At 71.2% G+C, this 26,637-nt stretch carries 23 protein-coding genes and 1 pseudogene; 8 read left to right on the forward strand and 16 right to left on the reverse strand.

The window, feature by feature from the left end:
* Positions 1–72: 72 nt before the first annotated feature.
* Positions 73–1,140: a hypothetical protein gene (locus tag AOQ37_RS34240; RefSeq protein WP_062650411.1), complete on the reverse strand. Its 1,068-nt coding sequence runs from the start codon at positions 1,138–1,140 to the stop codon at positions 73–75.
* A gap of 205 nt (positions 1,141–1,345) precedes the next feature.
* Complete coding sequence (gene pepN / locus AOQ37_RS34245) at positions 1,346–3,940, reverse strand: aminopeptidase N (protein WP_062650413.1); 2,595 nt, start codon at positions 3,938–3,940, stop codon at positions 1,346–1,348.
* A 150-nt stretch (positions 3,941–4,090) separates the two neighbouring features.
* Between pepN and AOQ37_RS34250 the strand changes: the two genes are divergently transcribed.
* Both AOQ37_RS34250 and AOQ37_RS34255 read left to right on the forward strand, forming a co-directional pair.
* The gene (locus AOQ37_RS34250) at positions 4,091–4,735 is read left to right on the forward strand and encodes a DsbA family protein (RefSeq protein ID WP_062650415.1); all 645 of its coding nucleotides are present in this window, start codon (positions 4,091–4,093) and stop codon (positions 4,733–4,735) included.
* A 68-nt stretch (positions 4,736–4,803) separates the two neighbouring features.
* A pseudogene (locus AOQ37_RS34255) lies at positions 4,804–5,181 on the forward strand (SAM-dependent methyltransferase); the annotation flags it as partial.
* A gap of 19 nt (positions 5,182–5,200) precedes the next feature.
* Here AOQ37_RS34255 and AOQ37_RS34260 read toward each other — a convergent pair.
* The 10 genes from AOQ37_RS34260 to AOQ37_RS42220 form a co-directional block, all read right to left on the reverse strand.
* On the reverse strand, positions 5,201–5,443 hold the full coding sequence (locus AOQ37_RS34260; protein WP_062650417.1) for a hypothetical protein: 243 nt from the start codon (positions 5,441–5,443) through the stop codon (positions 5,201–5,203).
* Positions 5,444–5,604: 161 nt separating this feature from the next.
* Positions 5,605–6,246: a superoxide dismutase gene (locus AOQ37_RS34265; RefSeq protein ID WP_062650419.1), complete on the reverse strand. Its 642-nt coding sequence runs from the start codon at positions 6,244–6,246 to the stop codon at positions 5,605–5,607.
* A gap of 299 nt (positions 6,247–6,545) precedes the next feature.
* Positions 6,546–7,931, reverse strand: coding sequence for an amino acid permease (locus tag AOQ37_RS34270; protein WP_062650422.1), 1,386 nt, complete (start codon positions 7,929–7,931; stop codon positions 6,546–6,548).
* Between the two features lie 113 nt (positions 7,932–8,044).
* Complete coding sequence (locus AOQ37_RS34275; protein WP_062650424.1) at positions 8,045–8,938, reverse strand: TauD/TfdA dioxygenase family protein; 894 nt, start codon at positions 8,936–8,938, stop codon at positions 8,045–8,047.
* 22 nt (positions 8,939–8,960) lie between these two features.
* Positions 8,961–10,319, reverse strand: coding sequence for an LLM class flavin-dependent oxidoreductase (locus tag AOQ37_RS34280; RefSeq protein ID WP_267888029.1), 1,359 nt, complete (start codon positions 10,317–10,319; stop codon positions 8,961–8,963).
* A complete protein-coding gene (locus tag AOQ37_RS34285; RefSeq protein WP_062650426.1) occupies positions 10,316–11,053 on the reverse strand; it encodes an ABC transporter ATP-binding protein in 738 nt (245 codons plus the stop codon). The genes AOQ37_RS34280 and AOQ37_RS34285 overlap by 4 nt, the downstream gene beginning before the upstream one ends.
* Positions 11,029–11,979 carry an ABC transporter permease gene (locus AOQ37_RS34290; protein WP_062650428.1) on the reverse strand — a complete coding sequence of 317 codons (951 nt, stop codon included), beginning with the start codon at positions 11,977–11,979 and terminating at the stop codon, positions 11,029–11,031. Before AOQ37_RS34290 ends, AOQ37_RS34285 begins: the two co-directional genes overlap by 25 nt.
* Before the next feature lie 5 nt (positions 11,980–11,984).
* Positions 11,985–13,052: an ABC transporter substrate-binding protein gene (locus AOQ37_RS34295; RefSeq protein ID WP_062650430.1), complete on the reverse strand. Its 1,068-nt coding sequence runs from the start codon at positions 13,050–13,052 to the stop codon at positions 11,985–11,987.
* 307 nt (positions 13,053–13,359) lie between these two features.
* Positions 13,360–14,601, reverse strand: a complete 1,242-nt coding sequence (locus AOQ37_RS34300) for an ROK family transcriptional regulator (RefSeq protein WP_062650432.1) — start codon at positions 14,599–14,601, stop codon at positions 13,360–13,362.
* 85 nt (positions 14,602–14,686) lie between these two features.
* The gene (locus AOQ37_RS42220) at positions 14,687–14,779 is read right to left on the reverse strand and encodes a putative leader peptide (protein WP_359160048.1); all 93 of its coding nucleotides are present in this window, start codon (positions 14,777–14,779) and stop codon (positions 14,687–14,689) included.
* Positions 14,780–15,067: 288 nt separating this feature from the next.
* Between AOQ37_RS42220 and AOQ37_RS34305 the strand changes: the two genes are divergently transcribed.
* Positions 15,068–15,646 (forward strand): biotin transporter BioY, encoded by a 579-nt coding sequence (locus tag AOQ37_RS34305; protein ID WP_062650434.1) that lies wholly within the window; start codon positions 15,068–15,070, stop codon positions 15,644–15,646.
* 86 nt (positions 15,647–15,732) lie between these two features.
* Here the strand turns inward: AOQ37_RS34305 and AOQ37_RS34310 are convergent, their stop codons facing one another.
* Positions 15,733–16,458: an LPXTG cell wall anchor domain-containing protein gene (locus AOQ37_RS34310; RefSeq protein ID WP_062650436.1), complete on the reverse strand. Its 726-nt coding sequence runs from the start codon at positions 16,456–16,458 to the stop codon at positions 15,733–15,735.
* Between the two features lie 275 nt (positions 16,459–16,733).
* Between AOQ37_RS34310 and AOQ37_RS34315 the strand changes: the two genes are divergently transcribed.
* Positions 16,734–18,824, forward strand: a complete 2,091-nt coding sequence (locus AOQ37_RS34315; protein ID WP_062650591.1) for a protein kinase domain-containing protein — start codon at positions 16,734–16,736, stop codon at positions 18,822–18,824.
* Positions 18,825–18,893: 69 nt separating this feature from the next.
* On the opposite strand, the gene AOQ37_RS34320 is transcribed toward AOQ37_RS34315, so the two are convergent.
* Positions 18,894–20,465 (reverse strand): amino acid permease, encoded by a 1,572-nt coding sequence (locus tag AOQ37_RS34320; protein ID WP_062650438.1) that lies wholly within the window; start codon positions 20,463–20,465, stop codon positions 18,894–18,896.
* Between the two features lie 214 nt (positions 20,466–20,679).
* Here AOQ37_RS34320 and AOQ37_RS34325 point away from each other — a divergent pair, with 214 nt between their 5' ends.
* Both AOQ37_RS34325 and AOQ37_RS34330 read left to right on the forward strand, forming a co-directional pair.
* A complete protein-coding gene (locus AOQ37_RS34325; protein WP_062650440.1) occupies positions 20,680–21,165 on the forward strand; it encodes a ribose-5-phosphate isomerase in 486 nt (161 codons plus the stop codon).
* A 157-nt stretch (positions 21,166–21,322) separates the two neighbouring features.
* The gene (locus AOQ37_RS34330; RefSeq protein WP_062650442.1) at positions 21,323–22,129 is read left to right on the forward strand and encodes an Fpg/Nei family DNA glycosylase; all 807 of its coding nucleotides are present in this window, start codon (positions 21,323–21,325) and stop codon (positions 22,127–22,129) included.
* A gap of 14 nt (positions 22,130–22,143) precedes the next feature.
* On the opposite strand, the gene AOQ37_RS34335 is transcribed toward AOQ37_RS34330, so the two are convergent.
* Positions 22,144–23,379, reverse strand: a complete 1,236-nt coding sequence (locus tag AOQ37_RS34335) for a GNAT family N-acetyltransferase (RefSeq protein WP_078890500.1) — start codon at positions 23,377–23,379, stop codon at positions 22,144–22,146.
* Positions 23,380–23,613: 234 nt separating this feature from the next.
* On the opposite strand from AOQ37_RS34335, the gene AOQ37_RS34340 reads away from it, so the two are divergent.
* Together AOQ37_RS34340 and AOQ37_RS34345 are read left to right on the forward strand one after the other, a co-directional pair.
* Positions 23,614–24,798, forward strand: a complete 1,185-nt coding sequence (locus tag AOQ37_RS34340; protein ID WP_062650446.1) for a PP2C family protein-serine/threonine phosphatase — start codon at positions 23,614–23,616, stop codon at positions 24,796–24,798.
* 66 nt (positions 24,799–24,864) lie between these two features.
* Positions 24,865–25,329: an HD domain-containing protein gene (locus AOQ37_RS34345; protein WP_062650448.1), complete on the forward strand. Its 465-nt coding sequence runs from the start codon at positions 24,865–24,867 to the stop codon at positions 25,327–25,329.
* Here the strand turns inward: AOQ37_RS34345 and AOQ37_RS34350 are convergent.
* Complete coding sequence (locus AOQ37_RS34350; protein ID WP_062650450.1) at positions 25,326–26,588, reverse strand: acyltransferase family protein; 1,263 nt, start codon at positions 26,586–26,588, stop codon at positions 25,326–25,328. The two genes, AOQ37_RS34345 and AOQ37_RS34350, sit on opposite strands and share 4 nt — an antisense overlap.
* Positions 26,589–26,637 lie beyond the last annotated feature (49 nt).

Below are 26,637 nucleotides of genomic sequence, written 5' to 3' on the forward strand. Positions count from 1 at the left end.
GGCATGAGGAGGGGCCGTCGGGTGTCACCCGACGGCCCCTCCTCTCCCCTCCTGGTCCCGCCCGGTCCGTCACTACCGGGGCAGCACCACGACATACGCGGCCGGGTCCCGGTCGCCCGCCGCCATCAGCGCCGTGCGGACCACCGCCGCCTGCTGTTCCATCGCGTCCCGCAGCTTCTTCGGCGTGACGTACACGACCGTGATGCCGAGCCGCTCCAGATGCTCGCGCTTACGGGCGTACTCCGACCAGAGCGCGTCCTCGTCCTGCCGCGGCGCCCGGGTGTCCAGCTCGACCGCCACCGCCTGCTCCGGCCAGTACGCGTCCAGGCCCCCCAGGTGGGGACCGCCCGGCAGTCGCAGGTCCACGTTCCACACCGGGTCGGGCAGGCCGTACTCGCACACCATTGTGTACAGCCGGTCCTCCGCGATCGCGCGCCCCTCCGCGAGCAGCGAGTCCACCGCGTCCACCACGTGCGGGCGGCTCAGCAACTTGGCGTTGTTCAACTCCCGTACCACCGCGGCCGGTTCGCAGTGGCCGCCGCGCACCGCATCCGAAAGCAGCCGTTGTACCGTCCCCGCGTCCGTCAGCTGGGCCACGGCGTCGGCGAGCGCGCGGGGCACCGGCGCCACCGGAACTCCCGTGGCCTGCTCGGGAGTCGGCAGGGTGCCCGCGCGGACGACGTGGGCGCAGCCCGTCGAGCGCAGTCGGCGCAGCCGGGGGACCAGGACGTCGATGTGCTCAAGGGACGGCAGCGGGGGAGCGGACGAGATCCCGTGCAGGTTCAGGGCCGCCAGCCCGGTGATCATCGCCTCCTTGTACACCGGCCGGTGCGGGTCCCCGGCGTCCGGCTGGGCCGGGACCGCGGGCGGTGGCGTCGCCGTGTCGCGACCCGCGTACATCAGCACCGCGTGCAGCCGCTCCTCGCTGGTCGGCGGGCCGGGGTGGAGCAGGTACACGCCGGGGAGGAGCTGCTGCCAGGGGCCGCCGGGACGGCACTGCTCGTTCGCCTCGGCCGGGGCGACGCCCTGGGTGCGGAGCCGGCCCGTGGTGGTGACGCGGCGCTGGACGTCCGACAGGTGGCGGACGGGGCGGGGGGACGCCGAGGGAACCTGGGGGAGCGGGGTGTTGTGGTGGTTCATGCAACGGGGATTCCGCGCCCGGCCCCTGTCGTAACCGCTGTTACACGCCCGTCGACAAATCCGGACAAGCTCGCCCTAAAGGAAGGGCGTTCGGATGCCGATGGGGCGCCGAAAACCCCTGGTCCCGTACGGGGGAGCCAGGGGTTACGGGTCGGATTGCCTGAATTCCGTAACGGTGACCGTCAGCGGAATTCATGGCCAAAGCTCAGGGCTTGAGCGCTCCGTCGGTTCCGGCCTCCGCGCCGGCCGCCTGGGCCCGCAGCGACCGCGCCAGGTCGTCCCGCGCCTCCAGCACCAGCCGGCGCAGCGCCGGGGCCGCCGACTCGTGCGCCGTGAGCCACGCGTCGGTCGCCTCCAGCGTCCCGGGGGAGTCCTGGAGCGCGGGGAACAGGCCCTTGACGACGTTCATCGCGATCTGGATCGACCGCTCGGCCCAGATCCGCTCGATCGACGCGAAGTACTTCTCCGTGTACGGCACGAGCAGCTCCCGCTGCGAGGGCTGGGCGAATCCCGCGATCGTCGCCTCCACCAGCGCGTTGGACAGCGAGTCCGACTCCGTCAGCTGGGCCCACGCCTGCGCCTTGACCGCCTCCGACGGGCGGGCCGCGAGACAGCGGACCTGGTGCCGCTTGCCGGACGCCGTGTCGTCCCGGGCGAGTTCGGCCGCCAGCGCCTTCTCGTCCGCGTGTCCGTGCGCGACCAGCGGCTCCACGAACACCCAGCGCAGTTCCTGGTCCACCGTCAGTCCGTCGATCGACGCCGTGCCGTCCAGCAGGCCCTGGAGCAGCTCGAAGTCGGCGGCGGAGGACGCCACGGCCGCGAAGAAGCGCGCCCAGGCCAGCTGGTGCTCGCTGCCCGGTCCGGCCGCCCGCAGATTCCGCAGCGCGGTGTCGGCCAGCAGCGCCTCACCCGTCCGCCGCCAGGACGGCGGCGCGTAGTGGACCAGCGCCGAGTCCGCCCAGGCGTGCAGCATCTGGAGGACGCCGATGTCGGACTCGCGGTGCCCGAACCGCACCACCAGGTCCACGAAGTCGGGCGCGGGCAGCAGCGCGTCCCGGGTCAGGTTCCACAGCGCCGACCAGCACAGGGCCCGTGCCAGCGGGTCGGTCATCGAACCCAGGTGCTCGCGCAGGGTGGCCAGCGAGTTCTCGTCGAAGCGCACCTTGCAGTACGTCAGGTCGTCGTCGTTGACCAGCACGAGCTCCGGGGCCTCGGCTCCCGCCAGCTCCGTCACGACCGTACGCGGACCGTCGACGTCCGTCTCGGCGCGCGCGTACCGCACGAGACGGTCGTCCTCGCGGCGGTAGAGGCCGATCGCCACCCGGTGCGGCCGCAGCTCGGGGTACGCCTCGGCGGCCTCCTGGACCACCGCCAGCTCGTCGATCCGGCCCCGCGGGTCCAGCAGCACCTGCGGGGTCAGCGCGTTCACCCCCGCCGTCTGGAGCCAGGACCGCGCCCAGCCGCCCATGTCCCGGCCGCTGGTCTCGGCGAGCACCGACAGCAGATCACCGAGGCGCGTGTTGCCGTACGCGTGCCGCTTGAAGTAGCGCCGCGCGCCCTCGAGGAACGCGTCCTGGCCGACGTACGCCACCAGCTGCTTCAGGACGGAGGCGCCCTTGGCGTACGTGATGCCGTCGAAGTTCAGCTTCGCGTCCTGGAGGTCGCGGATGTCGGCGGTGATCGGGTGGGTGGAGGGCAGCTGGTCCGCGCGGTAGGCCCACGCCTTGCGGCGGTTGGCGAAGGTGATCCAGGCGTCGGTGAAGCGGGTCGCGCCGACGTTCGCGAACGTGCCCATGAAGTCGGCGAAGGACTCCTTCAGCCACAGGTCGTCCCACCACACCATGGTCACCAGGTCGCCGAACCACATGTGCGCCATCTCGTGCAGGATGACGTTCGCCCGCGCCTCGTACGACGCCTGCGTCACCTTGCCCCGGAAGATGTACTCCTCGCGGAAGGTCACCAGCCCCGGGTTCTCCATCGCGCCGAGGTTGTACTCGGGCACGAACGCCTGGTCGTACTTGCCGAAGGGGTACGGGTAGTCGAAGTGGTCGTGGAAGAAGTCCAGGCCCTGCTTGGTGACGAGGAAGACGTCCGCGGAGTCGAAGTGGGGCGCCAGACCCTTGCGGCACATCGCGCCGAGGGGGATCTCCAGCGTCGTCCCGTCGCCCAGGTCGCGCGTGTAGGTGTCCGTCACGTAGTGGTACGGGCCGGCCACGACACAGGTGATGTACGTCGAGATCGGCTTGGTCTCCGCGAAGCGCCACACCCCGTCGGCCTGCTCGCCGGCGCCGTTGCTCCACACCACCCACTCCTCGGGCGCCCGCACCTCGAAGCGGAACGGCGCCTTGAGGTCGGGCTGCTCGAAGCCCGCGAAGACCCGGCGGGCGTCGGCCGGCTCGTACTGGGTGTACAGGTACACCTCGCCGTCCTCCGGGTCGACGAAGCGGTGCAGGCCCTCGCCGGTGCGCGAGTAGGCGCACTGCGCGTCGACGATCAGCTCGTTCTCCGCGGCCAGGTCCTCCAGCAGGATCCGGACGCCGTCGAAGACCTCACCGGGGTCCAGGTCGCGGCCGTTGAGCGAGACGGACGTCACGCTCGGCGCGATCAGGTCCACGAAGCTCGACGCGCCGGGTTCACTGCACCGGAAGCGGATCGTGGTGACCGAACGGAAGGTGCGGGGCTCGTCCCCGGGCAGGTCGCCGACCGCCGACCGGATGTCGAGGGACACGTCGTACCCGTCGACGGACAGCAGGGCGGCCCGCTCCCGGGCCTCCTCACGGGACAGGTTCTCACCGGGCACGGCGGTACTCCCTCAGTGCATGGGCACGGGCTTTCGGACAGGAGTGATCCTGCCACGCGCCCCTGACGCCGGGCAGCAGGGAATGAGCGGCACGGACGGCGGTGTTCAGCGGGGAAAGGCTTATCTCATGAGGAATGCTCGAGGAGAGACATGTCGGAGAAGACCCCCGTCGACTTCTGGTTCGACCCGCTCTGCCCGTGGGCCTGGATGACCTCCCGGTGGGTGCTGGAAGTGGAGAAGGTCCGTGACATCGAGGTCCGCTGGCACATCATGAGCCTCGCCGTCCTCAACGAGAACAAGCTGGACGAGCTGCCCGAGGAGTACCGCGAGATGCTCGCGGTCAAGGCCTGGCAGCCGGTGCGCGTGGTCACCGCCGCCTGGCAGCTGCACGGCGCCGACGTCCTCGGCCCCCTCTACACCGCCCTCGGCACCCGCATCCACAACAACGGCGAGGGCGCGACCGTGGAGGCCATCGCCGGCGCGCTCGAGGACGTCGGTCTGCCCGCCTCCCTGATCGAGTACGCCGAGCAGTCGGACTTCGAGTTCGACGCGCAGCTGCGCGCCTCCCACAAGGAGGGCATCGAGAAGGTCGGCCAGGACGTCGGCACCCCCGTCATCGCCGTCCCCGGCCCCGACGGTGAGCAGATCGCCTTCTTCGGTCCCGTGGTCACCCCCGCCCCGAAGGGCGAGGAGGCCGCCCGCCTCTGGGACGGCACCCTCGCCGTCGCCTCGGTGCCCGGCTTCTACGAGATCAAGCGCACCCGCACCAAGGGCCCGGACTTCAGCAACCTGTGACGGCGATGGTGCCCCGCGCGCACGGCTCGCGGGGCACCACGGATCTCATGACGGAGATCGACACCTCGGTCCTGGAAGCGGCCGGCCGGACCCTCGACCTGACCCGCCCGACCGCCCCGATCCTCAGCGGCATCCTCGGCCACGTCGACGACCACGACGGCGCCCGCGAGCCCGTCCGTGCCCTGCTGTCCGGACCGCCCTCCGGCAGCCACCTCTGCGTCAACGACGGCTCCCGCGGCACCGACCCGGCCTACGAGCGGGCCCAGGACGCCTACAACGAGACCGGTGCCGTCCCGTACTCCCTGCGCCCGGTCGAGCAGATCGAGGGCTGCTTCGAGGGGCTCGAACTGGTGCCGCCGGGCGCGGTGTCCGTCCCGATGCGGCGCCCGGACGAGACGCCTCCGCTGCCGATCGGCCGGCACGGCGGCATCGGCCGCAAGCCCTGACGCCCGTCCCGGACGGGCCCTAGCCGGCCGGCTGCGGGGACGTCCGGAACTCCTCCGGGAGATCGAAGCCGGACCGCCAGTTGAAGTAGGACTGCACCCGCACGCAGCCTTCGCTGGTGCAGCGCCGGTACTTGTCGAGATCCGCCCGGTGCGCGAGCACCTGTGTCTGCGTCAGGGCGAAGGCCCGCTCGGCGCCCTGAAGGTGACGGAAGTGCTGTTCGGTGTCCCCGCAGTTGGGGCAACGCCTCTTCGGAAGACCCATGCGGGCCACTGTCACCCCGCGACGCGGTCCTTGGGAAGCCCCCGGCCAGGGCATACGGGAGCGGCCCCGCGAGTCAGGTCCTCGCGGGGCCGCTCCTTCACTCCGCCCGCCGCCGTGAAGGGTGAGAAGACGATCACGAGGCAGGACGCTTCAGGGCTGCCTCAGGGGGCGAGCAGCAGCACGTCCGCACGGGACGTGGCGGCGGCGTGGCGCCGGGCCACGTCCTGCCAGTCGACGACGGCCCACATCGCCTCGATGAAGTCGACCTTCTGGTTCTTGTACTGGAGGTAGAAGGCGTGCTCCCAGGCGTCGAAGACGAGGAGCGGCACGGAGCCCTGGCCGACGTTGCCCTGGTGGTCGTAGACCTGCTCGACGATCAGACGGCCGCTGAGCGGCTCGAGGGCGAGGACGCCCCAGCCGGAACCCTGGGTCGTCGCGGCCGCCTTGGTCAGCTGGGCCTTGAAGCCGGCGAACGAGCCGAAGGAATCGGTGATCGCGTCCGCGAGGTCGCCGACGCCGTCCGCCGCGAGGGGCTCACCGCCGCCGTCGCCGCTCATGTTGGACCAGTAGATGCTGTGCAGGATGTGGCCGGAGAGGTGGAAGGCGAGGTTCTTCTCCAGGCCGTTCAGCGCCGCCCACCGCTCCTTGTCCCGCGCCTCCGCCAGCTGCTCCAGCGTGTCGTTGGCGCCCTTCACATAGGCCGCGTGGTGCTTGTCGTGGTGCAGCTCGATGATCTCCGGGCTGATCACGGGGGCGAGCGCGGAGTAGTCGTAGGGCAGCTCGGGCAGCGTGTAGACGGGCATGGCGGGGTCCCCTCGACCTCTTATTGCAACTTACTTGCAAGTGCAGGCTAGCAACAAGAAGGGGGTTCCGCGCAAGGACGCGCCCGGGCGTGGCGGCAACGAGAAGGCCCCCACGCGTCGTTCGCGTGAGGGCCACGAGGGGACGGGGAGCACCGGGGACCGGGAGGACGGGGAGCACCGGGGACCGGGAGGACGGGGAGCACCGGGGACGGGGAGGACGGGGAGGACCGGGGGTGGTGGACCGGCGGCCGGTGGACCGGCGGACCGGTGGGCCGGTGGGCCGGGGAGGCGCGGACGGGTCAGGCCGTGGCCCGCCCCCGCCGCCGCTGCCCCGCGTACCCGACGGCCGCCAGGAACACCGTCATCCCGCCCGACCAGTACAACTGCGCCCGGGTGCCCGGCTCCCGCGCCATCAGGACGAAGATCGCCGCCATGCCCGCCAGCGCGACCCAGGTGAGCACCGGGAACGCCCACATCCGGACGGCCAGACGCTCGGGCGCCTCCCGCTCCAGCCGCCCGCGCAGCCGCAGCTGGGAGAGCGCGATGAAGATCCAGACGACCAGGATCACCGCGCCGATCATGTTCAGCAGCCAGGGGAACACGTCGTCCGGACGCCAGTAGCTGAGCAGCACGCAGCCGAAGCCGAAGACACTGGAGGCGAGCACCGCGACGCGGGGCGCGCCGCCGTCCGAGACCCGGCCCAGCGCCTTAGGGCCGTGGCCCCGCTCCACCAGCGAGTACGCGATGCGCGAGGAGCCGTAGACGTTGGCGTTCATGGCGCTGAGCAGCGCCGCCAGCACCACCACGTTCATCACCTGGCCGGCCCCCGGGATGCCGAGGCCGTCGAGAGCGGCGACGTAGGGGCCCTTCTCGACGACGGCCTCGGAGTCCCACGGCACCAGGGTGACGATGACCGCCATGGAACCGACGTAGAACAGCGCGATGCGCCACATCGCCGTCCGGACCGCGCTCGCCACGCCCCGGACCGGGTTCTCGGACTCGGCGGCGGCGATGGTGACCGTCTCCAGGCCGCCGTACGCGAAGACGGACGCGAGCAGGCCGACGACCAGGCCCTCGCCGCCGTGCGGGAAGAACTCACCCAGGTGGGAGGTGCCGGGGGAGTCCGTGCCCGGCAGCACGCCGGCCACCGCCAGCACGCCCAGCACCAGGAACAGGGAGATCGCGCCGACCTTCAGGGCCGCGAACCAGAACTCGAACTCGCCGAAGTTCTTCACCGCGGCCAGGTTCGCCCCGCAGAACAGGAGCATGAACAGCGCCACCCAGGCCCACTCCGGCGTGCCCGGCAGCCAGCCCGTGACGATCTTCGCGGCGCCGATGCCCTCCAGGCCGACGGCCGTGCACAGCAGGACCCAGAAGGCCCATCCCACGGTGAAGCCCGCCCAGGGGCCGAAGGCCCGCTCGGCGTGCGCGGAGAACGAGCCCGAGGAGGGATACGCGGCGGACATCTCGCCCAGCATCCGCATCACCAGCATCACGAGCAGGCCGGAGAGGGCGTAGGCGAGGACGATCGACGGGCCGGCGGCGGCGATCCCCGCGCCCGAGCCGACGAAGAGACCGGCGCCGATGACGCCACCGAGGGCGATCATCGACAGATGGCGCTGCTTGAGGCCGTGGGACAGGGTGACGTCCGGCTCTTGTGGAGCTTCGACGGTGGTGCTGGGCATGGGCGCGGTTCGTCCAATGCGTGAGACGGGCAAAAACGCCCACAGTCTGGGCAGCCCCTCCGCCTGCGCGGAGGGGCCGCCCATCATCCGGACGGACCGGACACGCGGTGTGGCTAGGCGGCTACGGAGGTGTAGTGCGCGGCGTCGCCCTCGATCGAGTAGCTCTCCTTGCCCTCGATGCCGACCGGGATGTCACCCGCGACGGTCACCCGGTGCAGCCGGCGCGGCCGGCCGTCGTAGTTGTCGACCGCGTAGTGCTGGGTGATGCGGTTGTCGAACAGGACCAGCTGGTTCTCCGACCAGCGGTGGCGCAGGATGTTCTCCGGCCGGGTGACGTACGCCTGGAGCAGGTCGAGGATCTTGCGCGACTCGGCCGGCGAGAGTCCCACGATGCGCTGGGCGAACCCGCCGATGAACAGGCCGCGTTCCCCGGTCAGCGGATGCACGCGGACCACCGGGTGGACCGTGCGGTACTTGATCGAGGTGAACTGGGCGCGCGCGGCGGCCTGCGCCTCGTCGACCGTCTCCTCCGGCACCGCGTAGTCGTAGTCGTTGGTGTGCTCGGCCCACAGGGTGTCGGCGAGCTGCCGCAGCGGCTCCGGCAGCTGCCGGTAGGCCGCCGCGGAGCTGGCGATCAGGGTCTCGCCGCCGTACGGCGGCAGGACCAGGCTGCGCAGGGTGCTGGCCTGCGGCGGGTTGAGCACGAAGGTGACGTCCGTGTGCCAGTGGTTGGCGGCGCGGCCGCGCTCGCTGTCCACGGGCAGCACGTTCGGGGCGCCGTCCACGGCCGGCACGGTCGGGTGGGCGGTGGTGAGGTCGCCGAAGTGGCGGACGAACGCCTGCTGGCCCGCGTCGTCCAGGTTCACGTCGTCGAAGACCAGGGCCTTGTGGACGTTGAGCGCCTCGCGCAGGGCCGCGTAGGTCTCCTCGTCGAGGGGCTCGGCGAGGTCGACGCCGGAGACCTGGGCGCCGATGTTCGCGGTGACCTTGCGGATCTCGATGCTCATGGGAGGTTCCTTTCGGACGAGGTCAGACGAGGACGGGTGCGGGGGCGGTCACGTACTGGTTGGCGGGGCGCGGCAGGCCGTACCTCTCGCGCAGGGTCGTGCGGGGGCCGTACTCGGTGCGCAGCAGGCCGCGGGCGCGCAGGATCGGCACGACGTGGTCGACGAAGGCGTCCAGTCCGGAGGGCAGCACCGCGGGCATGATGTTGAACCCGTCGGCGGCGCCCTGTGTGAACCAGCTCTCGATCGCGTCGGCGACCTGCTCGGGCGTGCCCGCGAAGGTGAGGTGGCCGCGCCCGCCGCCGAGCCGCCCGATCAGCTGCCGCACGGTGAGGCGCTCGCGCCGGGCCAGCTCCACCACGAGGGTGTAGCGGCTCTTGGCGCCCTCGATCGCGCTCTCCGGCGGCAGATCGGCGGGCAGCTCCGCGTCCAGCTCCAGGGCTCCCGGCTCCAGTTGGAGCAGCTGCTCCAGCCGCTGGACCCCGTGCGTGTGCACGATGTGGTCCTCCAGGACCTGCTCGTTCGCCCGGGCCTCGGCCTCCGTCGAGCCGATCACCGGGACGATCCCGGGCAGCACCTTGAGGTGCTCGGGGTCCCGGCCGGCCTGCCGGGTGAGGGACTTGAGGTCGGCGTAGAAGGCCTGCGCGTCGGCGAGGGTCTGCTGTGCGGTGAACACCGCCTCCGCGTACCGGGCCGCGAACGCCTTGCCGTCCGCGCTCGACCCGGCCTGCACCAGCAGCGGGTAACCCTGGGGCGAACGCGGGACGTTGAGGGCCCCCTCGACACTGAAGTACGTCCCCCGGTGCCGGGGCGGGTGGACCTTGGTGTCGTCGCCCCAGACACCGGTCGCCTTGTCGGCGACGATCGCGTCGTCCTCCCAGCTGTCCCAGAGCTTCAGGGCCACGTCGAGGAACTCACCGGCGCGGGCATAGCGCTCGGCGTGCGCGGGCTCGGCGTCCAGACCGAAGTTGCGGGCGGCCTCGGCGCCGGCGGTGGTGACGATGTTCCAGCCCGCCCGGCCCCCGCTGATGATGTCGAGCGAGGCGAACTTGCGGGCCAGGTTGTAGGGGGAGTTGTAGGAGGTGGACGCGGTGGCGATGAGCCCGATGTGGCGGGTGGCCGTCGCCAGCGCGGTGAGCAGGGTGAGCGGCTCCAGGGCACCGGCCGGGCGCTGGGCGATGGTGCCCCACAGCTGCGGGCCGTCGGCGAGGAACAGGGAGTCGAAGGTGCCGCGTTCGGCGATCCGGGCCAGGTGGACGTAGTGGTCCAGCTCCACATGGGCGTGCGGGTCGCTCTCCGGGAGCCGCCAGGACGCCTCGTGGTGGCCGGTGTTCATCAGGAACGCGTTCAGGTGGAGCTGTCGTCCGTGGTGCGGCGTGGTCACTTGTGGTCCTCCGTGACGCCCAGGGCGGCGAGCAGCCGTTCGCGGTACTCGCCGAGCAGCGGGTCCCGGTACGAGCGCGGGTGCGGGCGGTCGATGGTCAGGTCGAGGCCGATCCGGCCGTGGTCGAGGACGAGGACGCGGTCGGCGAGCACGATCGCCTCGTCCACGTCGTGGGTGACGAGCAGTACGGAAGGCCGGTGGCGTTCCCACAGCTCGCGCAGCAGGGTGTGCATCTTGATCCGGGTGAGGGCGTCCAGCGCCCCGAACGGCTCGTCGGCGAGGAGGAGTTCGGGTTCGCGGACCAGTGAGCGGGCCAGCGCGGCACGCTGTGCCTCACCGCCGGACAGCTCGTTGGGCCAGGCCCGCTCGCGTCCCTTCAGCCCGACCTCGGCGAGGGCCTCGCGGCCCTTGTGCTCCGCCTCCTTGCCGTCGAGACCCAGCAGCACGTTGTCCAGCACCCGCCGCCAGGGCAGCAGCCGGGAGTCCTGGAAGACCACCGACACCCGCTCCGGGGCCGTGAGCTGCCCGCTGCCGACGACCTCGTGGTCGAGGTGGGCGACCGCCCGCAGCAGGGTGCTCTTGCCGGACCCGCTGTGCCCGAGGAGAGCCACGAACTGGCCGGCCGGGATGTCCAGGTCGATGCCGTCGAGCACCGTGCGGTCCTCGAACGACCTTGTCAGGCCGCGCAGTTGTACTGCGGACGAGCGGATCAGCTGCTCAGTGTGCGGCGCCACGACAGCACCCTCCGTTCGATGAGACGGACCGCGGTGTCGGAGAGGAGACCGAAGACGCCGTAGATGAGCAGGCCGACGAGGATGACGTCCGACTGGCCGTAGTTCTGGGCCTGGAACATCATGTAACCGAGGCCGCTGGTGGCGTTGATCTGCTCCAGGACCACCAGTCCCAGCCAGGAGCCGGTCACCCCGAGCCGGAGTCCCACGAAGAATCCGGGCAGGGCGCCGGGGATCACGACCTGCCGGATGAACTGGACCTTCGACAGGCCCTGCACCTCGGCGAGTTCGACGAACCGGTGGTCGATGCCGGACAGCGCGGCATGCGTGTTGAGGTAGATCGGGATGTAGACGACGATGGCGATGATCGCGATCTTGAAGGTCTCGCCGATGCCCAGCCAGAGGATGAACAGCGGGATCAGACCGAGGGTCGGGATCGCCCGGTTGAGCTGCACGGTCCCGTCGATCAGGGCCTCACCGGTCCGGGTCAGCCCCGAGGCCAGCGCGAGTGTCACCCCGGCGGTCAGGCCGATCGCGAAGCCGTAGGCGGCCCGCTCCAGCGAGGTGAGGACGTCGGTGGTCAGCGTCCCGTCGGTCCACAGGTTCGCGCCCGTCTCCAGCACCGTCCAGGGTGCGGGGATGGCCCCGGTGTCCAGCCGCCCGGCGGCCGAGGCGGCGGCCCACAGGACGATGAGCAGCAGGGGCCCGACGAGCCGCGAGGCGGGCCATGGTTTGCCGGGAGAGAGCCCACGACGCCGTCGTCGGCGGCGGCCTCGAGCCGCGTCCTCGGCGGTGACGGCGACGGAGGCGGCGGGGGCCGTGGCCGCCTCGGCGCCGGTGTCCGCGGACGCGTCGGTGACCGTGCCCGCGCGGGTGTCCGCGGTCGCGTCGGTGCTCGTGCCGGTGTTCGTGCTGGCGCTGGTGGTCATGGCGGTCAACTCCGGTACTCGGCTGCCACCGACTTGGCGGCGATGCCCTCGAAGCGGTGGTCGAAGAGCGAGGCGACGTCGAACTTCTTCACGAAGCCGCCGTCCGCGAGAAGGTCCGCGGTCTCCTGCTCCCACTTGATGGCCTCGTCCCAACTCGGCGGGAACAGCGGCTTGTTGGCGAGTGCGGTGATCGACTCGGCCTGGTCGAGCGTCAGGTTCTGCGTCTTGACGTAGAACTCCTCGTTCCAGACGTCCGGGTTCTCGTAGCTCCACACCAGGCCCTGCGCCCACTGCGGGATGTACGCGGCGACGGCGGCGGCCTTCGCCTTGTCGTTCAGCACGGACGTCGGCGCCCACAGCAGGCTGAGCAGGTCGACCACGTCGGTGGTGATGACCCTGGCGCCCTTGGACCCGTACTGCTTGAGGTAGGCGGGGGACTGGGTGTTGCCGAGCGGGGCGATGTCCACCTGGCCCGACTGGAGGGCGGTGAGGAACTGGTTGCTGGTCAGCGGGACCAGCCGCACGTCGTCGTACTTCAGTCCGGCCTTCTTCAGCGCCCGAAGCAGGACGACGCCCTGCGCCTGCCCCTGGGAGAACGCCAGCTTCTTTCCACGGAAGTCGTCGACGGTCTCGATGTCGCTGCCCGGCTTGGTGGCGAAGACGTAGTTCGGCTTGCGGGTGATGTTGATCGCGACGATTTTCGCGTCGAAGCCCTGGTAGTGCGCCTGGATCGGCGGAATGCCGGCGTTGTTGGCAACGTCCAGGGACTTCGCGCGGAAGGCGTTGATGACATCGGGACCGGCCCCGATGTTCAGCCAGCTCGACACCGTGAAGGGGAGTTCGGGCAGCTTCGCCAGCTTCAGCTGAAGTTCCTGCGCGCCCTGGAAGGAGGCGATCCTCAGGCTGGTGCCGGCGGGCACCTCGTCGGCGAGCGGGGCCGTGGAGGCGCCCTCGCCGCCGGTGGCGGCACTGCTCTCGGCGCAGCCGCTCAGCCCGGCCACACCGGCGGCGGCGCCCAGCAGCGAGGCGAGGAAGAGACGCCGGTCGACACCGGACGTACGGGAAACAGGCACGGGAGAACCCCCAGGGGAAAACGGAGACAAGGCAGGCGGAAGCCGGCGAAGGAAAGCGGGAGTGGCAGAGGCCGCAAGGGACTGCGGGAATCGCGAGAAACCAGCAGGAGATCCGCGGGAGATCCGCAGGAGATCCGCGGGAAGTCCGCAAGGAATCTGCAACAAGACCGAAACGAATCCTGCGGCTAATGGCAGGAGAAGGACGCGCTCCCGGCGCGCCGGGGCGTCAGCAACAGAAAGTGCGACAGCTCATGAGAAAGATGTTCCTGTCCACGTGCGGGGCCTGTCAACATTCGGAGTTTCTGAATTAACTCGCCCGAGGTGGGGCGTCCGGAGTGCGCAGCCCGGACGGGGCCAGCGGATCCCGGTAGAGCACGTCCAGGGCCACCGCGCCGCCCGCCACGGCCAGCACGGAGTCGGGGAAACTGCTCGGCGACACGGTGGCGGAGCGCCCCGGCCCGACCTCGTCCCGCAGCGCGGCCAGGCAGTCCTCCCGGAACAGCACACCCACCTCGGTGACGACGACCCGTTCCGGGTTGAGCACGTCCAGCAGCAGTCCGGCCGCCCGGCCCACCATCCGCGCCCGCTCCCGCAACAGCCGCGCGGCCACCGGGTTCCCGGCGTCGGCCGCGGCGACCACGTGCATCGGGTTCACCCCGTCGATCACCCCGGCCCGCCGGGCCCGCCGGCACAACGTCCGCTCGCTCAGCTCCACTTGAAGGCAGCCGACCCGGCCGCAGTCGCACGGCTCGGTACCGCCGGCCAACGGCAGATGCGCGATGGAGCCCGCCTGCGAACGCGGCCCGTGATGCACCTCGTCGTGGGTGGCGAACGCCGCGTCGACCACGTTCCCGACGAACAGGTGCAGCACGCTGAGGCTGCCGCGCGCCCGCCCGAACAGCCGTTCCGCGTTGACCAACGCCCGCGCGTGCCCGTCCACCTGGACCGGCAGTCCGGTGTGCGCGCCGACCGTCTCCCGCACCGGCACGTCCCGCCAGCCGAGCAGCGGATGCTCGACGACGGTCCCCGAATCCCGGTCCACCCAGCCGCCCACGGCGACCCCCACCCCGAGGGACCGGCAGCCGGGAGCCTGCCCCAGCAGCGCGCCGAGCCCGTCGGCGGCCCGCGCCAGCACCTCGGACGGTTCGAGGCGGCCCCGGTGCTTCAACTCCCGCCGCGCCACCACCCGCCCGCGCAGATCCAGCAGCGACACCGTCGTATAGGGCACCGCCACGTGCATCCCGCCCACCACGAACCGTGAGTCGTCCAGATCCACCGGAACGTGCGGCCGGCCCACCCCGTTGCTGCGCCGGGGCGCCGCCGCCTCCCTGATCAGCCCGAGCCCGGTGAGCCGGGCGCAGTGGTCGGTGACGGAGGCGGGGGACAGCCCGGTGAGCCGGGCGATGGTGGAGCGCGCGACGGGGCCGTGCTCCAGCACGGACCGCAGGATCACACTGGCGCTGGTGCGCCGCCGGTCGCTGTCGGCGACCCGGGTGACAGGAGAGACGCCGGGAGCGTCGAGGGCGGGGGGAACCGCGGTACGGGGCATGGGGAACTTCCTCGGAAGTCGGGAGCCGGTCCGACACTGCGCCGTCTGTGGAGCGCGGCGCGCCGGATGATCGGCTCCGCCCGCCTCACACCGGAGGGCGACAGGCGGCCGCGCTCACGCGTCGCAGGTCGACATGGCGACGCGACGAGAAGTTCAGGGCCTGGGCCTGGGCAACCATGGCTCGAAGCTAGCAAAGGGGGCCCGGCCCTGCCCAGATGGTGACCGACGGGCGAGACGGCCGCCGTTCGATTGGCGAAACCCTACAGAGACCGCCCGGGGCGCCCGCGTATCCCGAGCCACTCCACCTCAGTGACCAGCGTCACCTCGGACCGTGTGTAAGCCGCCCTCTTTGTCAGGAGCCCACCAACCTCCCGTTCGACCGTTTGTCGACCGCGGACGGTGATCGCCTCGACCCCCCTGGGATAGCGTCGCCGTGTCCCGTCCGTCCCGATCTCGCGGAGTCCCCATGAGCACCGCCGCCGTCACCCCCGCCAGTCCCGGAAAGGTCCTCGCCGACCTTCTCCCCGCTTCCCGTGTCCGGGACATCGCGCTCGTGCTCGGCGGTGCCGCGCTCACCGGCCTCGCGGCCCAGATCGCCGTCCCGGTGCCCGGCTCCCCCGTCCCGGTGACCGGCCAGACCTTCGCCGCGCTGCTCGTCGGCACCACCCTCGGCGCCCGCCGCGGGGTCTCCTCCCTCGCCGTCTACGCGGTGGCCGGTCTCGCCGGCGTGCCGTGGTTCGCGAACGGCGGCTCCGGTGTCTCCGTCTCCTTCGGCTACATCCTCGGCATGATCCTCGCGACCGCCGCCGTGGGCGCCCTGGCCCGCCGCGGCGCCGACCGCTCCGTGGCGCGCATGGCGGGCACGATGCTGCTGGGCGAGGCGATCATCTACCTCGTCGGCGTCCCGTACCTGGCCTACGCCGCCGACATGTCCGCCTCCGCGGCGATCGCGGCCGGGCTCACCCCGTTCCTGATCGGCGACGCCGCCAAGGCGGCCCTGGCGATGGGCCTCCTGCCGACGGCCTGGAAGCTCGTCAAGGAGTAACCGCCCTCAGGCGCCGACGAAGGGGTTCGCCGGGCCGGGTCGCGTGCTGCGATCCGGCCCGGCGAACCCCTTTCGTGTGCGCCCGGTCAGCTCTCCGCCCGCTCCGGCCGCCGCCGGGACGACCACCACAGTCCGGCCGCGCCCGCCGTGAGCAGCGCGGCACCGGCCGCGCCGAGCGGCAACACCTCCCGTTCGACGCCGGTCCTGGGCAGTTCCTCGCCGCCGGGACCCACCGGCGTGTTGTCGGTACCGAGGAGCAGCGGCGTGGCGGGCGCGTTCGGCGACGGGTTCGTCGTACCGAACGGCACCGGGCCCTGCTGCCAGAACGTCTTCTTCCCGTCCGCGGTCTGGACGGGCAGACAGATCTTCCCGGTCTTGCTCAGATCGAAGGTCGCGTCGACGGCGTACGCCTTCGACGCCCCGGCCGCGAGATTGTCGATGGGGCAGGCGAAGCCGCTGTTGGAGCCTTCCGGAAGATCCTTCTCCGCGATGGCGTCACACCCCTGAACGCTTTTGACCGTGAGGCCGTCGAAACCGACGACCAAAAGCCTTATCTCTCCGCTGTCCTTGGTTCCCTCGTTCTTCACCGTGGCGGTGATCGCCGTTTTCCTGGAACTGTTGTCGACCGAGATCCGCTCCGGCAGTGTCGTCGTCGTCTTCACGCCCGCGGGCGCCTCGTCGACGGGCTTTCCCCCCTTGCTGCTTCCCGGTCCCTGATCGTCCGCCCCGGCGGGGAAGGAAAAGATCAACACCGCCGAGAAAGATGCCACGACCAGCGATCCGGCGACGGTCGTCGCACGACGAGAACTCATGTTCGCCCCCCTTGGCTGCGCCTGAATTCGCAGTACTGGAAGAGGTACCACAAGATTTCTCCACACTATGCTGGTAAGGCAGTAAGTGTGACTATTGTGTTCCGGGGGTCGGGCAGCGGAGGGGGTGCAGCGGATTGCCGGGAAATGCGGGAAACGCAGAGAATCCGGGGAACCCAGGTATTTCGGGGAACACAGGGAATTCGGGGAGTGGCGGTTTTCCCGGGTTGCTGGTGACGGGGCGCTACCGACTGGTCGAGAGTATCGGCCAGGGGGGAATGGGGCGCGTGTGGCGAGCCACCGACGAGGTGCTCGACCGGCAGGTCGCGGTGAAGGAGATGCGCATCGACGGCCTCGACGCGGAGGACGCCCGCACCCGCCGCGAACGCACCCTGCGCGAGGCCCGCGCCACCGCCCGCATCGACCATCCCAACGTGGTGCGCGTCTACGACGTCGTCGACGAGGGCGAACGCCTCTGGATCGTCATGGAGTTGGTGGTGGGCCGCTCCCTCGAACGGATCATGGCCGAGGAAGGCCGGCTGGGACCTACCGAGACCGCCCGGATCGGCCTGGGCCTGGTCACGGCACTGCGCCAGGTGCACGCGCGGGGGGTGCTGCACCGCGACATCAAACCGGGCAACGTCCTGGTGGAAGGCATGAGCGGCACGGGAGGCACGGCAGGCACGGGAGGCACGGCAGGCACGGGAAGCGCGGGAAACACGGGAAACGTGGGAAGAGGGGGGAGTGCGGGGAGCGCGGGCGGCGGGGAGACCGGGGGTGTCCGGCGGATCGTCCTCACCGACTTCGGCATCGCCGCCATCCAGGACACCAAGGCGCTGACCATGGTCGGCATGCTGGTCGGCTCCCCCGACTACATGGCCCCCGAGCGCATCTCGGGCCGCCCGCAGGGACCGCCCTCCGACGTGTGGTCGCTGGGCGCGACACTCTGTGCCGCCCTGGCCGGCCATTCGCCCTTCTCCCGGGACACCACCCTGGCGACCCTGCACGCGGTGCTCTACGAGGAGCCCCGACTCCCCGCCGACGCGGGCCCGTTGCACGACATCCTCGTCGCGCTCCTGGCCAAGGAGCCGACGGCCCGCCCCACCCTCGCCGGTCTGGAATCCGCCCTCGACCGCATCGCCTTCCCGCCGCCGCCCGGCGACCGGGGGCCGGAACCGAACCCGGACGCGGGGGAGTCGCCGCTACGGGAGTCGCCACAGGGGGAGTCACCACAACGGGAGTCGCCGCTCGGGGAGTTGCCGCAGCCGGAGTCGCCACAAGGGGAGTCGCCGCTCGGGGAGTTGCCGCAGCCGGAGTCGCCGCTGCGGGAGTCGCCGACCCGCACACTCCTGAACGCCGCCAGGAAGCCCGTCCCGCCGGTCCAGCCCGACTCGCCCGACGCACCGGAGGGGACCGGTACCGGCCTCGACGCCTCCGCCGATGCCGGCACCGGCGCCGCCGGCGGAGCGTCTTCGGAGCTGCGTTCGGAGTCGGGCACGGAACCCCCGTCCCCCGGCCCGCCGGCAACCTCACCTCCACGTTCCGGCATCTCGCTCGCCCGTTCCCGCGCGGTGACGGAACGCACCCCCGCCCCGCCGCACCCGTCCCCGCAGCCTGACCCGCACTCATCGCCGACCCGACGAGCGGGCCTGCTCCCCGATGGTGAGCGGACCGGTCCCGGGAGGGGGCGGTGGAGTCGCCGTACCGGTGCGGTCGCCGCCGTCGGTGCGGCCGTCGTGGCAGCGGTCCTCGCGATCGTCCTGGCCTGGGCCCCCGGCTCGCACGACGGCGACAAGCAGGCGAGCGGCTCCTCGCCCGAGCCGTCCCCGGTCGCCGGTTCGAGTGCAGACGCCGCAACCGGCGCAGCCACCGGCTCCGGAGACTCCGGTACCGGTCCGAGTCCCTCGCCGTCGTCCACCGTGGAGGGGACGTTCAGGCCGCAGAGCCTGCCGCCCGGCACGCACCAGGAGGCCGGAGGCTTCGCGTGGGCGACGCCCGAGGGCTGGCGACGCGATGTGAAGACGGGCGCGGAGGTGCACTACACGTCACCCGACGGCAGCCAGGAACTGGTCGCCAAGTCCTCCCTGGCCCGGGGCGACCTGATGGACACCTGGCGGACCTCGGAACGCAACGCCCACCAGGGCCGGGACTACAGCAAGATCCGCCTGGAGGAGACGACGTTCCGGGGCCGGCCGGCGGTCGTCTGGGAGTACACGTTCACTCTCCAGGGCACCGCCTGGCACGCCCGCCTCCTGGGCTTCAACGAGAGCGGGAAGTCGTACCAGATCAACACCTGGTACCGGCCCGCGGCCGAGACGGCGGCCCTGAAGACGTACGAGAAGGTCAAGGACAGCTTCACCGTGATGTGACGAGAGGGGCCCGCCGCGGCGGACCCCTCTCATCGGCTCTCGTCGGCCCTCATCGGCCGTCGAGCGGAGCTACTCGACCTCGCGCCCGGCAGGCGCGGTGCCGGTGCCTGTGCCGAGGCCGGTGACGGTGTCGGTGGGAGCGGTGGCGGCAGTGCCGGGGGGAGCGGCGGCGGTCGCGACCTTGGCCCTGGAGGCCTTGACCCGGCCCTCCTTGACGAAGGCGACGGCGACCACGAGAGCGGCGACGAGCAGCGACAGCAGTACGGTCGTCCGCCCGCTGCTCTCCCCTTCGGTGTCGGTGAGCATGTACCCGAGCACGAAGACGATCAGCGCGGCCGTCGCCCAGGTGAGATACGGGTACAGCCACATCTTCACGACGAGCTTCTCCGGCGCCTCGGCCTGGATGATCTTCCGCATCCGCAGCTGGGAGAAGCAGATCACCAGCCAGACGAACAGGGCCACGGCGCCGCTGGAGTTCACGAGGAACAGGAAGACGGAGTCCGGGAACTTGTAGTTGAAGAAGACGGCGACGAACCCGAACAGCACCGAGGCCACGATCGCCGCGAGAGGCACACCACGACTCGTCGTCCGGGCGAACATCTTCGGCGCGTCACCGCGCTCACCGAGCGAGAAGGCCATGCGGGAGGCCGTGTAGAGCCCGGAGTTGAGACAGGACAGCACCGAGGTCAGCACGATGAAGTTCATGATCTGACCGGCGTGCGCGATCCCGAGGGAGTCGAGGGCGGCCACGTAGGAGCCCTGCTCCTTGATGGAGGCGTCGTCCCAGGGCAGCAGCGTCACGACGACGAAGATCGAACCGAGGTAGAAGACGCCGATACGCCAGATGATGCTGTTCGTGGACTTCGTCACGGCGCGCTGCGGGTTCTCGGACTCGCCGGCCGCGAGGGTCGCGATCTCGCTGCCCATGAAGGAGAAGACGACGAGCAGCACACCGGTGAGGATGGCGCCCGGTCCGTTGGGCAGGAAGCCGCCGTGGCCGGTGAGGTTGCCGAGGCCCGCCTTGTCGCTGTCGGAACCGGGCAGCACGCCGAAGACGGCGAGCCCGCCGATGACGATGAAGGCGCCGATCGCGACGACCTTGATCCCGGCGAACCAGAACTCGAACTCACCGTAGGACCCGACGGAGACGAGGTTGGTGGCGGTCAGCACCACCATCACGATGAGCGCCCACCCCCACTGCGGTACGCCGGGCATCCAGCCTTCGAGGATCTTGGCCCCGGCGGTGGCCTCCACCGCGAGCACGACGACCCAGAAGAACCAGTACAGCCAGCCGATGGAGAACCCGGCCCAGCGGCCGAGCGCCCGGTCGGCGTGCGCGGAGAACGAACCGGAGGTCGGATTGGCCGCGGACATCTCGCCGAGCATGCGCATCACCAGCACCACGAGCGTGCCGACGAGAGCGTAGGACAGCAGAATGCCCGGCCCGGCGGTGGCGATACCGGAGCTGGAACCGACGAACAGTCCGGCTCCGATCACTCCGCCGATGGCGATCATCGACAGATGCCGGTTCTTGAGCCCTGCCTGAAGTCCGGATCCCGATCCCGATCCGGATCCGCTTCCGGGTTCTCCGGAACCTCCTGGGCCGTGTGCGGCCTCGGTGAGGGTCGGCTGCGAAGTCATGAGGGTGTTTTCCTTTGCGCCGCGTGAGGGGAATCAAGTGCGTCGTGCGTGGGGGCGTACGAGCCGGTCCAGTGAATCCGAGGTGAATGGATTCGGGAACCTTTGATTCCGGATCGTTACTTGAGGTTTTCCTGAGCTTCTATAGGATTGCTCACAGTTTTCAGACCCGGCACCCGGCGCTGCTACCCCGCAACACTCGTGTCACACTCATCCCATGCGCGTGTATCTCGGCTCGGACCATGCCGGCTTCGAACTCAAGAACCACCTCGTCGAGTGGCTCAGGGCGGCGGGTCACGACCCGGTCGACTGCGGGCCCCACATCTACGACGCCCAGGACGACTACCCGCCCTTCTGCCTCCGCGCCGCGGAGCGGACGGCGGCGGACCCCGAGTCCCTCGGCATCGTGATCGGTGGCTCCGGCAACGGCGAGCAGATCGCGGCGAACAAGGTCAAGGGCGTCCGTGCCGCGCTGGCCTGGAGCGAGGAGACGGCGGCCCTCGGCCGCCAGCACAACAACGCCAACGTCGTGGCGGTCGGCTCCCGCATGCACACCCAGGACGAGGCGACGAAGTTCGTCGAGACCTTCCTCGGCACCCCGTTCTCCGAGGACGAGCGCCACATCCGCCGCATCGACATGCTCTCGTCCTACGAGACCACAGGCGACCTCCCGGCAATCCCGCCCCACCACCCCCAGCAGTAGCAGCGCGAAGACCCCGGAGCTCGACTTCTCGACCCACCGAGTCGGGTGGGTGGTGGGTGGGCGACGGGGTCCGGGGCGGAGCCCCGCGCGGGGGCCGTCGACCGACCGGGTCGGGCAGGTGGGTGGGTGGGAAAAGATCGCTCGCAGGGAGGCACCGGTGCCGGAAGGCCACACGATTCACCGACTGGCCCAGGACTACGCCCGTTTCGCCCACCGCCCCCTCCGGACGACCAGCCCCCAGGGCAAGTTCGCCGACGCCGCCGCCCTCCTCGCCGACATCCCCCTCACCCGCACCGAGGCCCACGGCAAACACCTCTTCCTCGGCTTCACCGGCGACCGGTGGATCCACATCCACCTGGGCCTCTTCGGCAAGGTCACCTTCGGCCCGGCCCCCGCGCCCCCGCCCACGGACACCGTCCGGCTCCGCCTCGCCGACCCCACCTCCTACGTGGACCTCCGGGGCCCCACCACCTGCGCCCTGATCACCGGCGACGAGAAGCGGGCGATACACGCGCGCCTCGGCGCCGACCCCCTCCGCGCCGACGCCGACCCCCGGGCCGCGTACGCCCGCGTCTCCCGCAGCCGTACGACGATCGCCGCCCTCCTCATGGACCAGAAGATCATCGCCGGCGTCGGCAACGTCTACCGCGCCGAGGTCCTCTTCCGGCACGGCATCGACCCGTACCGCGCGGGCCGGGACATCACCCCCGCCGAGTGGGACGCGATCTGGGCCGACCTGGTCGCCCTGATGCGCGAGGGCGTCCGCAACAACCGCATCGACACGGTCCGCCCCCAGCACACCCCGGAGGCGATGGGCCGCCCGCCCCGCGTCGACGACCACGGCGGCGAGGTGTACGTCTACCGGCGCACCCACCAGCCCTGCCACCTCTGCGGCGACGCCGTCCGTACCGCCGACCTCGCCGCCCGCAACCTCTTCTGGTGCCCCACCTGCCAGAAGAACTGACGGCGCGGATCCCGTCAGAACCCGTGCGGCAACCAGGGGGCGGTGGCAGCCCCGAACCCCACGGCGGCCTCCGCCAGCGCGCCCTGCCGCAGCTCCCGCACCCGCCCGGCCCCCGCCAGCGAGGCCAGGCTCACACCCCCGAGATACGCCGCTCCCAACTCCCGTACGGTCAAAGCGAGATCGGCCGTGTCCGAGGTGCGCCCGCACACCGCGCCCTTGGCGTCCCCCGACAGCCGCCAACGCCCTGAGTTCCAGGGGCAGAAGGCGTCCTCGACCTCCAACACCACGTCCACCGGCGTCTGGTAGGTCCGCGCCTCGAGCGCCGCACCCACGTCCACCGGCCGCACGTACAACGAGTCCCGCACCCGCAGCTCGCACCGCCGGACGTCGGAGACGAGATGCCGCCACGCCTCGTCCATCGGCCGCCCCCGGACCTTCAGCGAGGTCGTGAGGTCGATCCCGAACAGGAACCGCCACAGTGCCGCCTCCGACACCGGATCGACCCCCGCCAGATCCTGGAGCTGCACCTGCCCGTTGTGCCCGCTGTCCCGCCACTCGGGCCGCACCCGGAAGCGGACGTACCCGGTGACCTCACCGTCCCGTTCGGCGAGCACGCACTGGAGCGGCGACGCCCCGCCCCGCTCGCTCGCCGGATCGAGCAGCCCCAGCCGCTCCCAGCCGGGCCGCCGCGCGAGCATCCCGGCCCGGGCGGGCACGGTCCGCGCGTACACCGCCTCGCACACCTCGAGCTCCGCGCCGGGGTCGGCGTACCGCAGCCGCACCTCGTCCGTACCGGCCGGGACGGACAGCCGTACCCGAGTGGTGTCGATCTCCGCGTGCAGCCCGAAGGTCGCGGCGGCGTATCCGAACCGTCCGTAGATGTCCGGTTCCGAGGCGGTGAGGATCGCGAGCGGCTCACCCCACGCCCGCACATCGTCCAGCTGCCGTCGCATCATCGACGTCAGCACCCCGCGCCGCCGGTGGGTCGCGCTCACGCCGACCATCGTCACGCCCGCCGCCGGCACCGAGGCCCCGCCCGGCACCGTCAGCCGGAAGTCGTACGCCCCCGCCGTGGCCACGCACTGCTCGCCGTCCCACACGCCCAGGGAGCGCTCGTACGAGGTGAGCGCCCTGAACAGCTCCCGTTCCTCCGTGGATTCCCCGACCCCGCCGAAGGCGCGGAGCAGGGTGTCGTACCACTCGTCCCATTCGTCCCGGCGCAGCACTCGTGGTTCCCGCGACTCCCGCATTTCCCGCACCTTCCGCTGTTCCCGAAGCCCGGCCGCGGAAGAGGTCGCACGGCCGTCGCCTCACGGGGCATGCACTCATGCCTAGCAGTCCAATGCGGGACGAGCCAGCCAATTTCTCCCTCCTCGGGGCGCGAGCGCTTTCCGTGAAGTTCACTGTGAAGTTGAGCCTCGGAGGGGGGACAAGTGGGACCTCCCGTGCCAAGCGGCGGGTTCGATGGATAGGGTCCCGAACTAATGGCAGTAGGACGACAGCGGCGCGCGGAAGCCGAGACGTTGACGGCCCGGTTGAAGCACTTGTGGCACCGGGTCCGCACCGGCGTGCGCAGAAGCGCCGTGGACTACTTCCGCGGTGACGGTTCGGACTGGATCGCGCTGGCCTTCCTGCTGCTCACCGTCCCGCTGATCGCCGCCACCACCCTCGCCGACTCGGTGTGGTGCTCACCGGCCGCCCTGGTGCTGCCGATCGTCGCCGGCGGACTGCTGCTGCGCCCGTCGAGCCTGCTCGGCCTGTACGCGGCGGCGGCCACCGCGCTCATCGTGGAGTCGGTGCAACTGGGCCCGTACACCGAGGGTCCGTCCCGGGTGACCCCGGGCGTGGTGCTGGTCGTCGCAGCATGCGGTTTCTTCGGACTGCTCATCGCCCAGTTCCGCAGCCGCGTCGGCGTGCCCTGGCGGCGCGGCGGCACCATGCTCTTCGACCTGCGCGAACGCATCCGGGTGCAGAGCAAGCTGCCGAGCCTGCCGCACGGCTGGCACCGCGAGATGGCGCTGCGCCCCGCGGGGGGCCAGTCGTTCTCCGGTGACTTCGTCGTCGCGGCCCGGACGAACGGCGGCCGCACCATGGAGGTCGTCCTCACCGACGTCTCCGGCAAGGGCATGGACGCCGGTTCCCGGGCCCTGCTGCTGTCGGGCGCCTTCGGCGGCCTGCTCGGCTCGCTGCCGCCGCACGCCTTCCTCCCGGCCGCCAACGGCTACCTGCTCCGGCAGGACTGGGACGAGGGTTTCGCGACCTCCATCCACCTGGTCCTCGACCTCGACTCCGGCGACTACGAGCTCTACTCCGCCGGCCACCCGCCGGGCCTCCAGCTCAGCGCGGGCAGCGGCCGCTGGGAGGAGAAGGCCGCCGAGGGTCCCCTGCTCGGGGTGTACGACGGCGCCCAGTTCGACCCCGTGAAGGGCTCGCTGCGCCCCGGTGACGTGCTGATGCTCTTCACGGACGGCCTGGTGGAGACCTCCGACCGGGACATCGTAGAGGGCATCGACCGCCTCACCGGCGAGGCCGACCGGTATGTGGCGGGCGGCTTCCAGGGCGCCGCCTGGCATCTGATCGAGGCGGTGGCGAAGGACGTCAACGACGACCGGGCCCTGCTGCTGGTCTGCCGCGAGGGCCCGACGTCCCAGTCGGCCCCCCTGTCCTGACCACCCCTGATCGCCCCCGATCACCTCTGTCCGGCTTTCCGACCCTCTTGAGGGGGACCGCCCGCCATGCTCACCCTGTCCGAGGTCGAGAGCCTCGCCCGCGCCGCCCACCAGGGACAGACCGACAAGGCGGGCCGCCCCTACGCCGAACACCTCCGGGCGGTCGCCGAGGGCGTGCGGGCGCGGGGCGGCGACGCCGATCAGATCGCGGCGGCCTGGCTGCACGACGCCGTCGAGGACGACGCCCTGTCCGAGACCTGGCTGCGCGAGGCGGCGCTGAGCGACCGTACGAAGGCGGTCGTCCTGGCGGTCACCAAACGGGCGGGGGAGACGCCGGAGGCGTACGCGGAGCGCATCCTGGCCACACCGGGCGCGTTGCTGGTGAAGGAGGCGGACCTGGCGCACAACGCCGACGCGGCACGGCTCGCCGTCCTGGACGCGGTCACCCGGGCGCGACTGACCGAGAAGTACGCGCGGATGCGCGCCCTTCTCGGCCTCACCGCCCGCCCGGAGAACGGCGAGAGCGTCTAGCCCGCGACGTCCGCGCGCCGTTCCCGCGGCTCCGGCTGCCCCTGCTGTCCCGGATGTCCCTGCTGGACCCCTGGGTCGGCCTGCTGCCGCTGTTCACCCTTCGCGCGCTCGCGGGCCGACTCGGTGGCGTCCTGCTTGAAGGCCCAGTCCATCCTCGGTTCCACCACGAACCGCAGCACCTGCCGGACGGGCCCGGTGCACAACAGGGTGACGGTCACCGCCACGGCGACGGTGGCGGCGATCTCCCCGAGCGGGCGGTGCAGCGCGGGGTGCTCGAACCAGCCGCGGTACTCGGCGGTCTTGAGCAGCAGGCCGTGCGTCAGATAGCCGTAGAGCGTGCCCGCGCCGAGCGCCGTGAACCACATCGTGCGCCCCGGCACCCAGGACAGGAAGCAGGCGGTCAGCAGCAGGGAGCAGCCGAACAGGGCGAGCTGCATCACGGGGCCGACCCACCACGGGACGCCCAGTTCCTGCGCGGAGTTGCGGTGGTAGAGCCATCCGCTGTTCATCCGCGGCACCGCCCACCAGGCGAAGGCCAGCGAGAACGCGAACACCGGCACCGCCGCGATCCGCACGGAGCGCCGGCGCACCAGCGCGAAGTGCTCCGGCCTCAGGTTCAGTCCCAGCACGAAGAACGGCAGGAACTGAAGGACGCGGGGGAGGTCCAGATCGCCGCCGATGTTCGGCGTGGCGGACGCCAGCATGGCGACGCCCAGCGCGACGGGCAGCGGATGACGGATCACCTTCCACAGCGGCGTGGTCAGCCGCCAGACGAACAGCGCGCACAGGAACCAGGTCAGGTAGTACGGGTCGAGCAGGCTGATGTCCTGGGGGGCCCCGTCGACGTAGGTCTTCAGCAGCGGGTACGCGGTCTCGAAGACGACGTACGGCACGACGATCCCCGTCACCAGCCGCTTGAGCTTGCCGGGACTTCCGTCGAAACCGCGGGAGAAGTAGCCGGAGATGACGATGAAGGCCGGCATGTGGAACGTGTACACCAGCACGTACGCCGCCGTGAGTACCCGGCTGTCGCCCTTCAGCGGCTCCCAGACGTGCCCCATGGCCACCAGCACGATCGCCAGGTACTTCGCGTTGTCGAAGAACGCGTCGCGCTTCGCGGCGGGCCGCGGTGAGGGCCCCGCGGAGGATCTGTCCCGGGACTCGCCCGGCCGGTCGGACCGGCCGTGCTGGTCGTGTCGGCCGTTCCGGTTCTGGGGCGAGCCGGGGCTCGGGGCGAGAGACGAGGCGGCGTGGAACATTTGAGGCACCCTAGCGTCGCGCGCGCGTATTCGTAAAACGCCCCAGGTC

Source organism: Streptomyces maremycinicus (assembly GCF_001184025.1).
In the GTDB taxonomy this organism is placed as follows: Bacteria; Actinomycetota; Actinomycetes; order Streptomycetales; family Streptomycetaceae; genus Streptomyces; species Streptomyces maremycinicus.

Coding starts and splice junctions, on each gene's coding strand:
- AOQ37_RS34305 (WP_062650434.1), top strand. CDS start 15,068: ATGAGCACCGCCGCCGTCACCCCCGCCAGTCCCGGAAAGGTCCTCGCC.
- AOQ37_RS34345 (WP_062650448.1), top strand. CDS start 24,865: ATGCTCACCCTGTCCGAGGTCGAGAGCCTCGCCCGCGCCGCCCACCAG.
- AOQ37_RS34310 (WP_062650436.1), bottom strand. CDS start 16,458: ATGAGTTCTCGTCGTGCGACGACCGTCGCCGGATCGCTGGTCGTGGCA.
- AOQ37_RS34300 (WP_062650432.1), bottom strand. CDS start 14,601: ATGCCCCGTACCGCGGTTCCCCCCGCCCTCGACGCTCCCGGCGTCTCT.
- AOQ37_RS34335 (WP_078890500.1), bottom strand. CDS start 23,379: ATGCGGGAGTCGCGGGAACCACGAGTGCTGCGCCGGGACGAATGGGAC.
- AOQ37_RS34265 (WP_062650419.1), bottom strand. CDS start 6,246: ATGCCCGTCTACACGCTGCCCGAGCTGCCCTACGACTACTCCGCGCTC.
- AOQ37_RS34270 (WP_062650422.1), bottom strand. CDS start 7,931: ATGCCCAGCACCACCGTCGAAGCTCCACAAGAGCCGGACGTCACCCTG.
- AOQ37_RS34240 (WP_062650411.1), bottom strand. CDS start 1,140: ATGAACCACCACAACACCCCGCTCCCCCAGGTTCCCTCGGCGTCCCCC.
- AOQ37_RS34320 (WP_062650438.1), bottom strand. CDS start 20,465: ATGACTTCGCAGCCGACCCTCACCGAGGCCGCACACGGCCCAGGAGGT.
- AOQ37_RS34290 (WP_062650428.1), bottom strand. CDS start 11,979: ATGACCACCAGCGCCAGCACGAACACCGGCACGAGCACCGACGCGACC.
- AOQ37_RS34315 (WP_062650591.1), top strand. CDS start 16,734: ATGGGGCGCGTGTGGCGAGCCACCGACGAGGTGCTCGACCGGCAGGTC.
- AOQ37_RS42220 (WP_359160048.1), bottom strand. CDS start 14,779: ATGGTTGCCCAGGCCCAGGCCCTGAACTTCTCGTCGCGTCGCCATGTC.
- AOQ37_RS34325 (WP_062650440.1), top strand. CDS start 20,680: ATGCGCGTGTATCTCGGCTCGGACCATGCCGGCTTCGAACTCAAGAAC.
- AOQ37_RS34275 (WP_062650424.1), bottom strand. CDS start 8,938: ATGAGCATCGAGATCCGCAAGGTCACCGCGAACATCGGCGCCCAGGTC.
- AOQ37_RS34350 (WP_062650450.1), bottom strand. CDS start 26,588: ATGTTCCACGCCGCCTCGTCTCTCGCCCCGAGCCCCGGCTCGCCCCAG.
- AOQ37_RS34250 (WP_062650415.1), top strand. CDS start 4,091: ATGTCGGAGAAGACCCCCGTCGACTTCTGGTTCGACCCGCTCTGCCCG.
- AOQ37_RS34260 (WP_062650417.1), bottom strand. CDS start 5,443: ATGGGTCTTCCGAAGAGGCGTTGCCCCAACTGCGGGGACACCGAACAG.
- AOQ37_RS34340 (WP_062650446.1), top strand. CDS start 23,614: ATGGCAGTAGGACGACAGCGGCGCGCGGAAGCCGAGACGTTGACGGCC.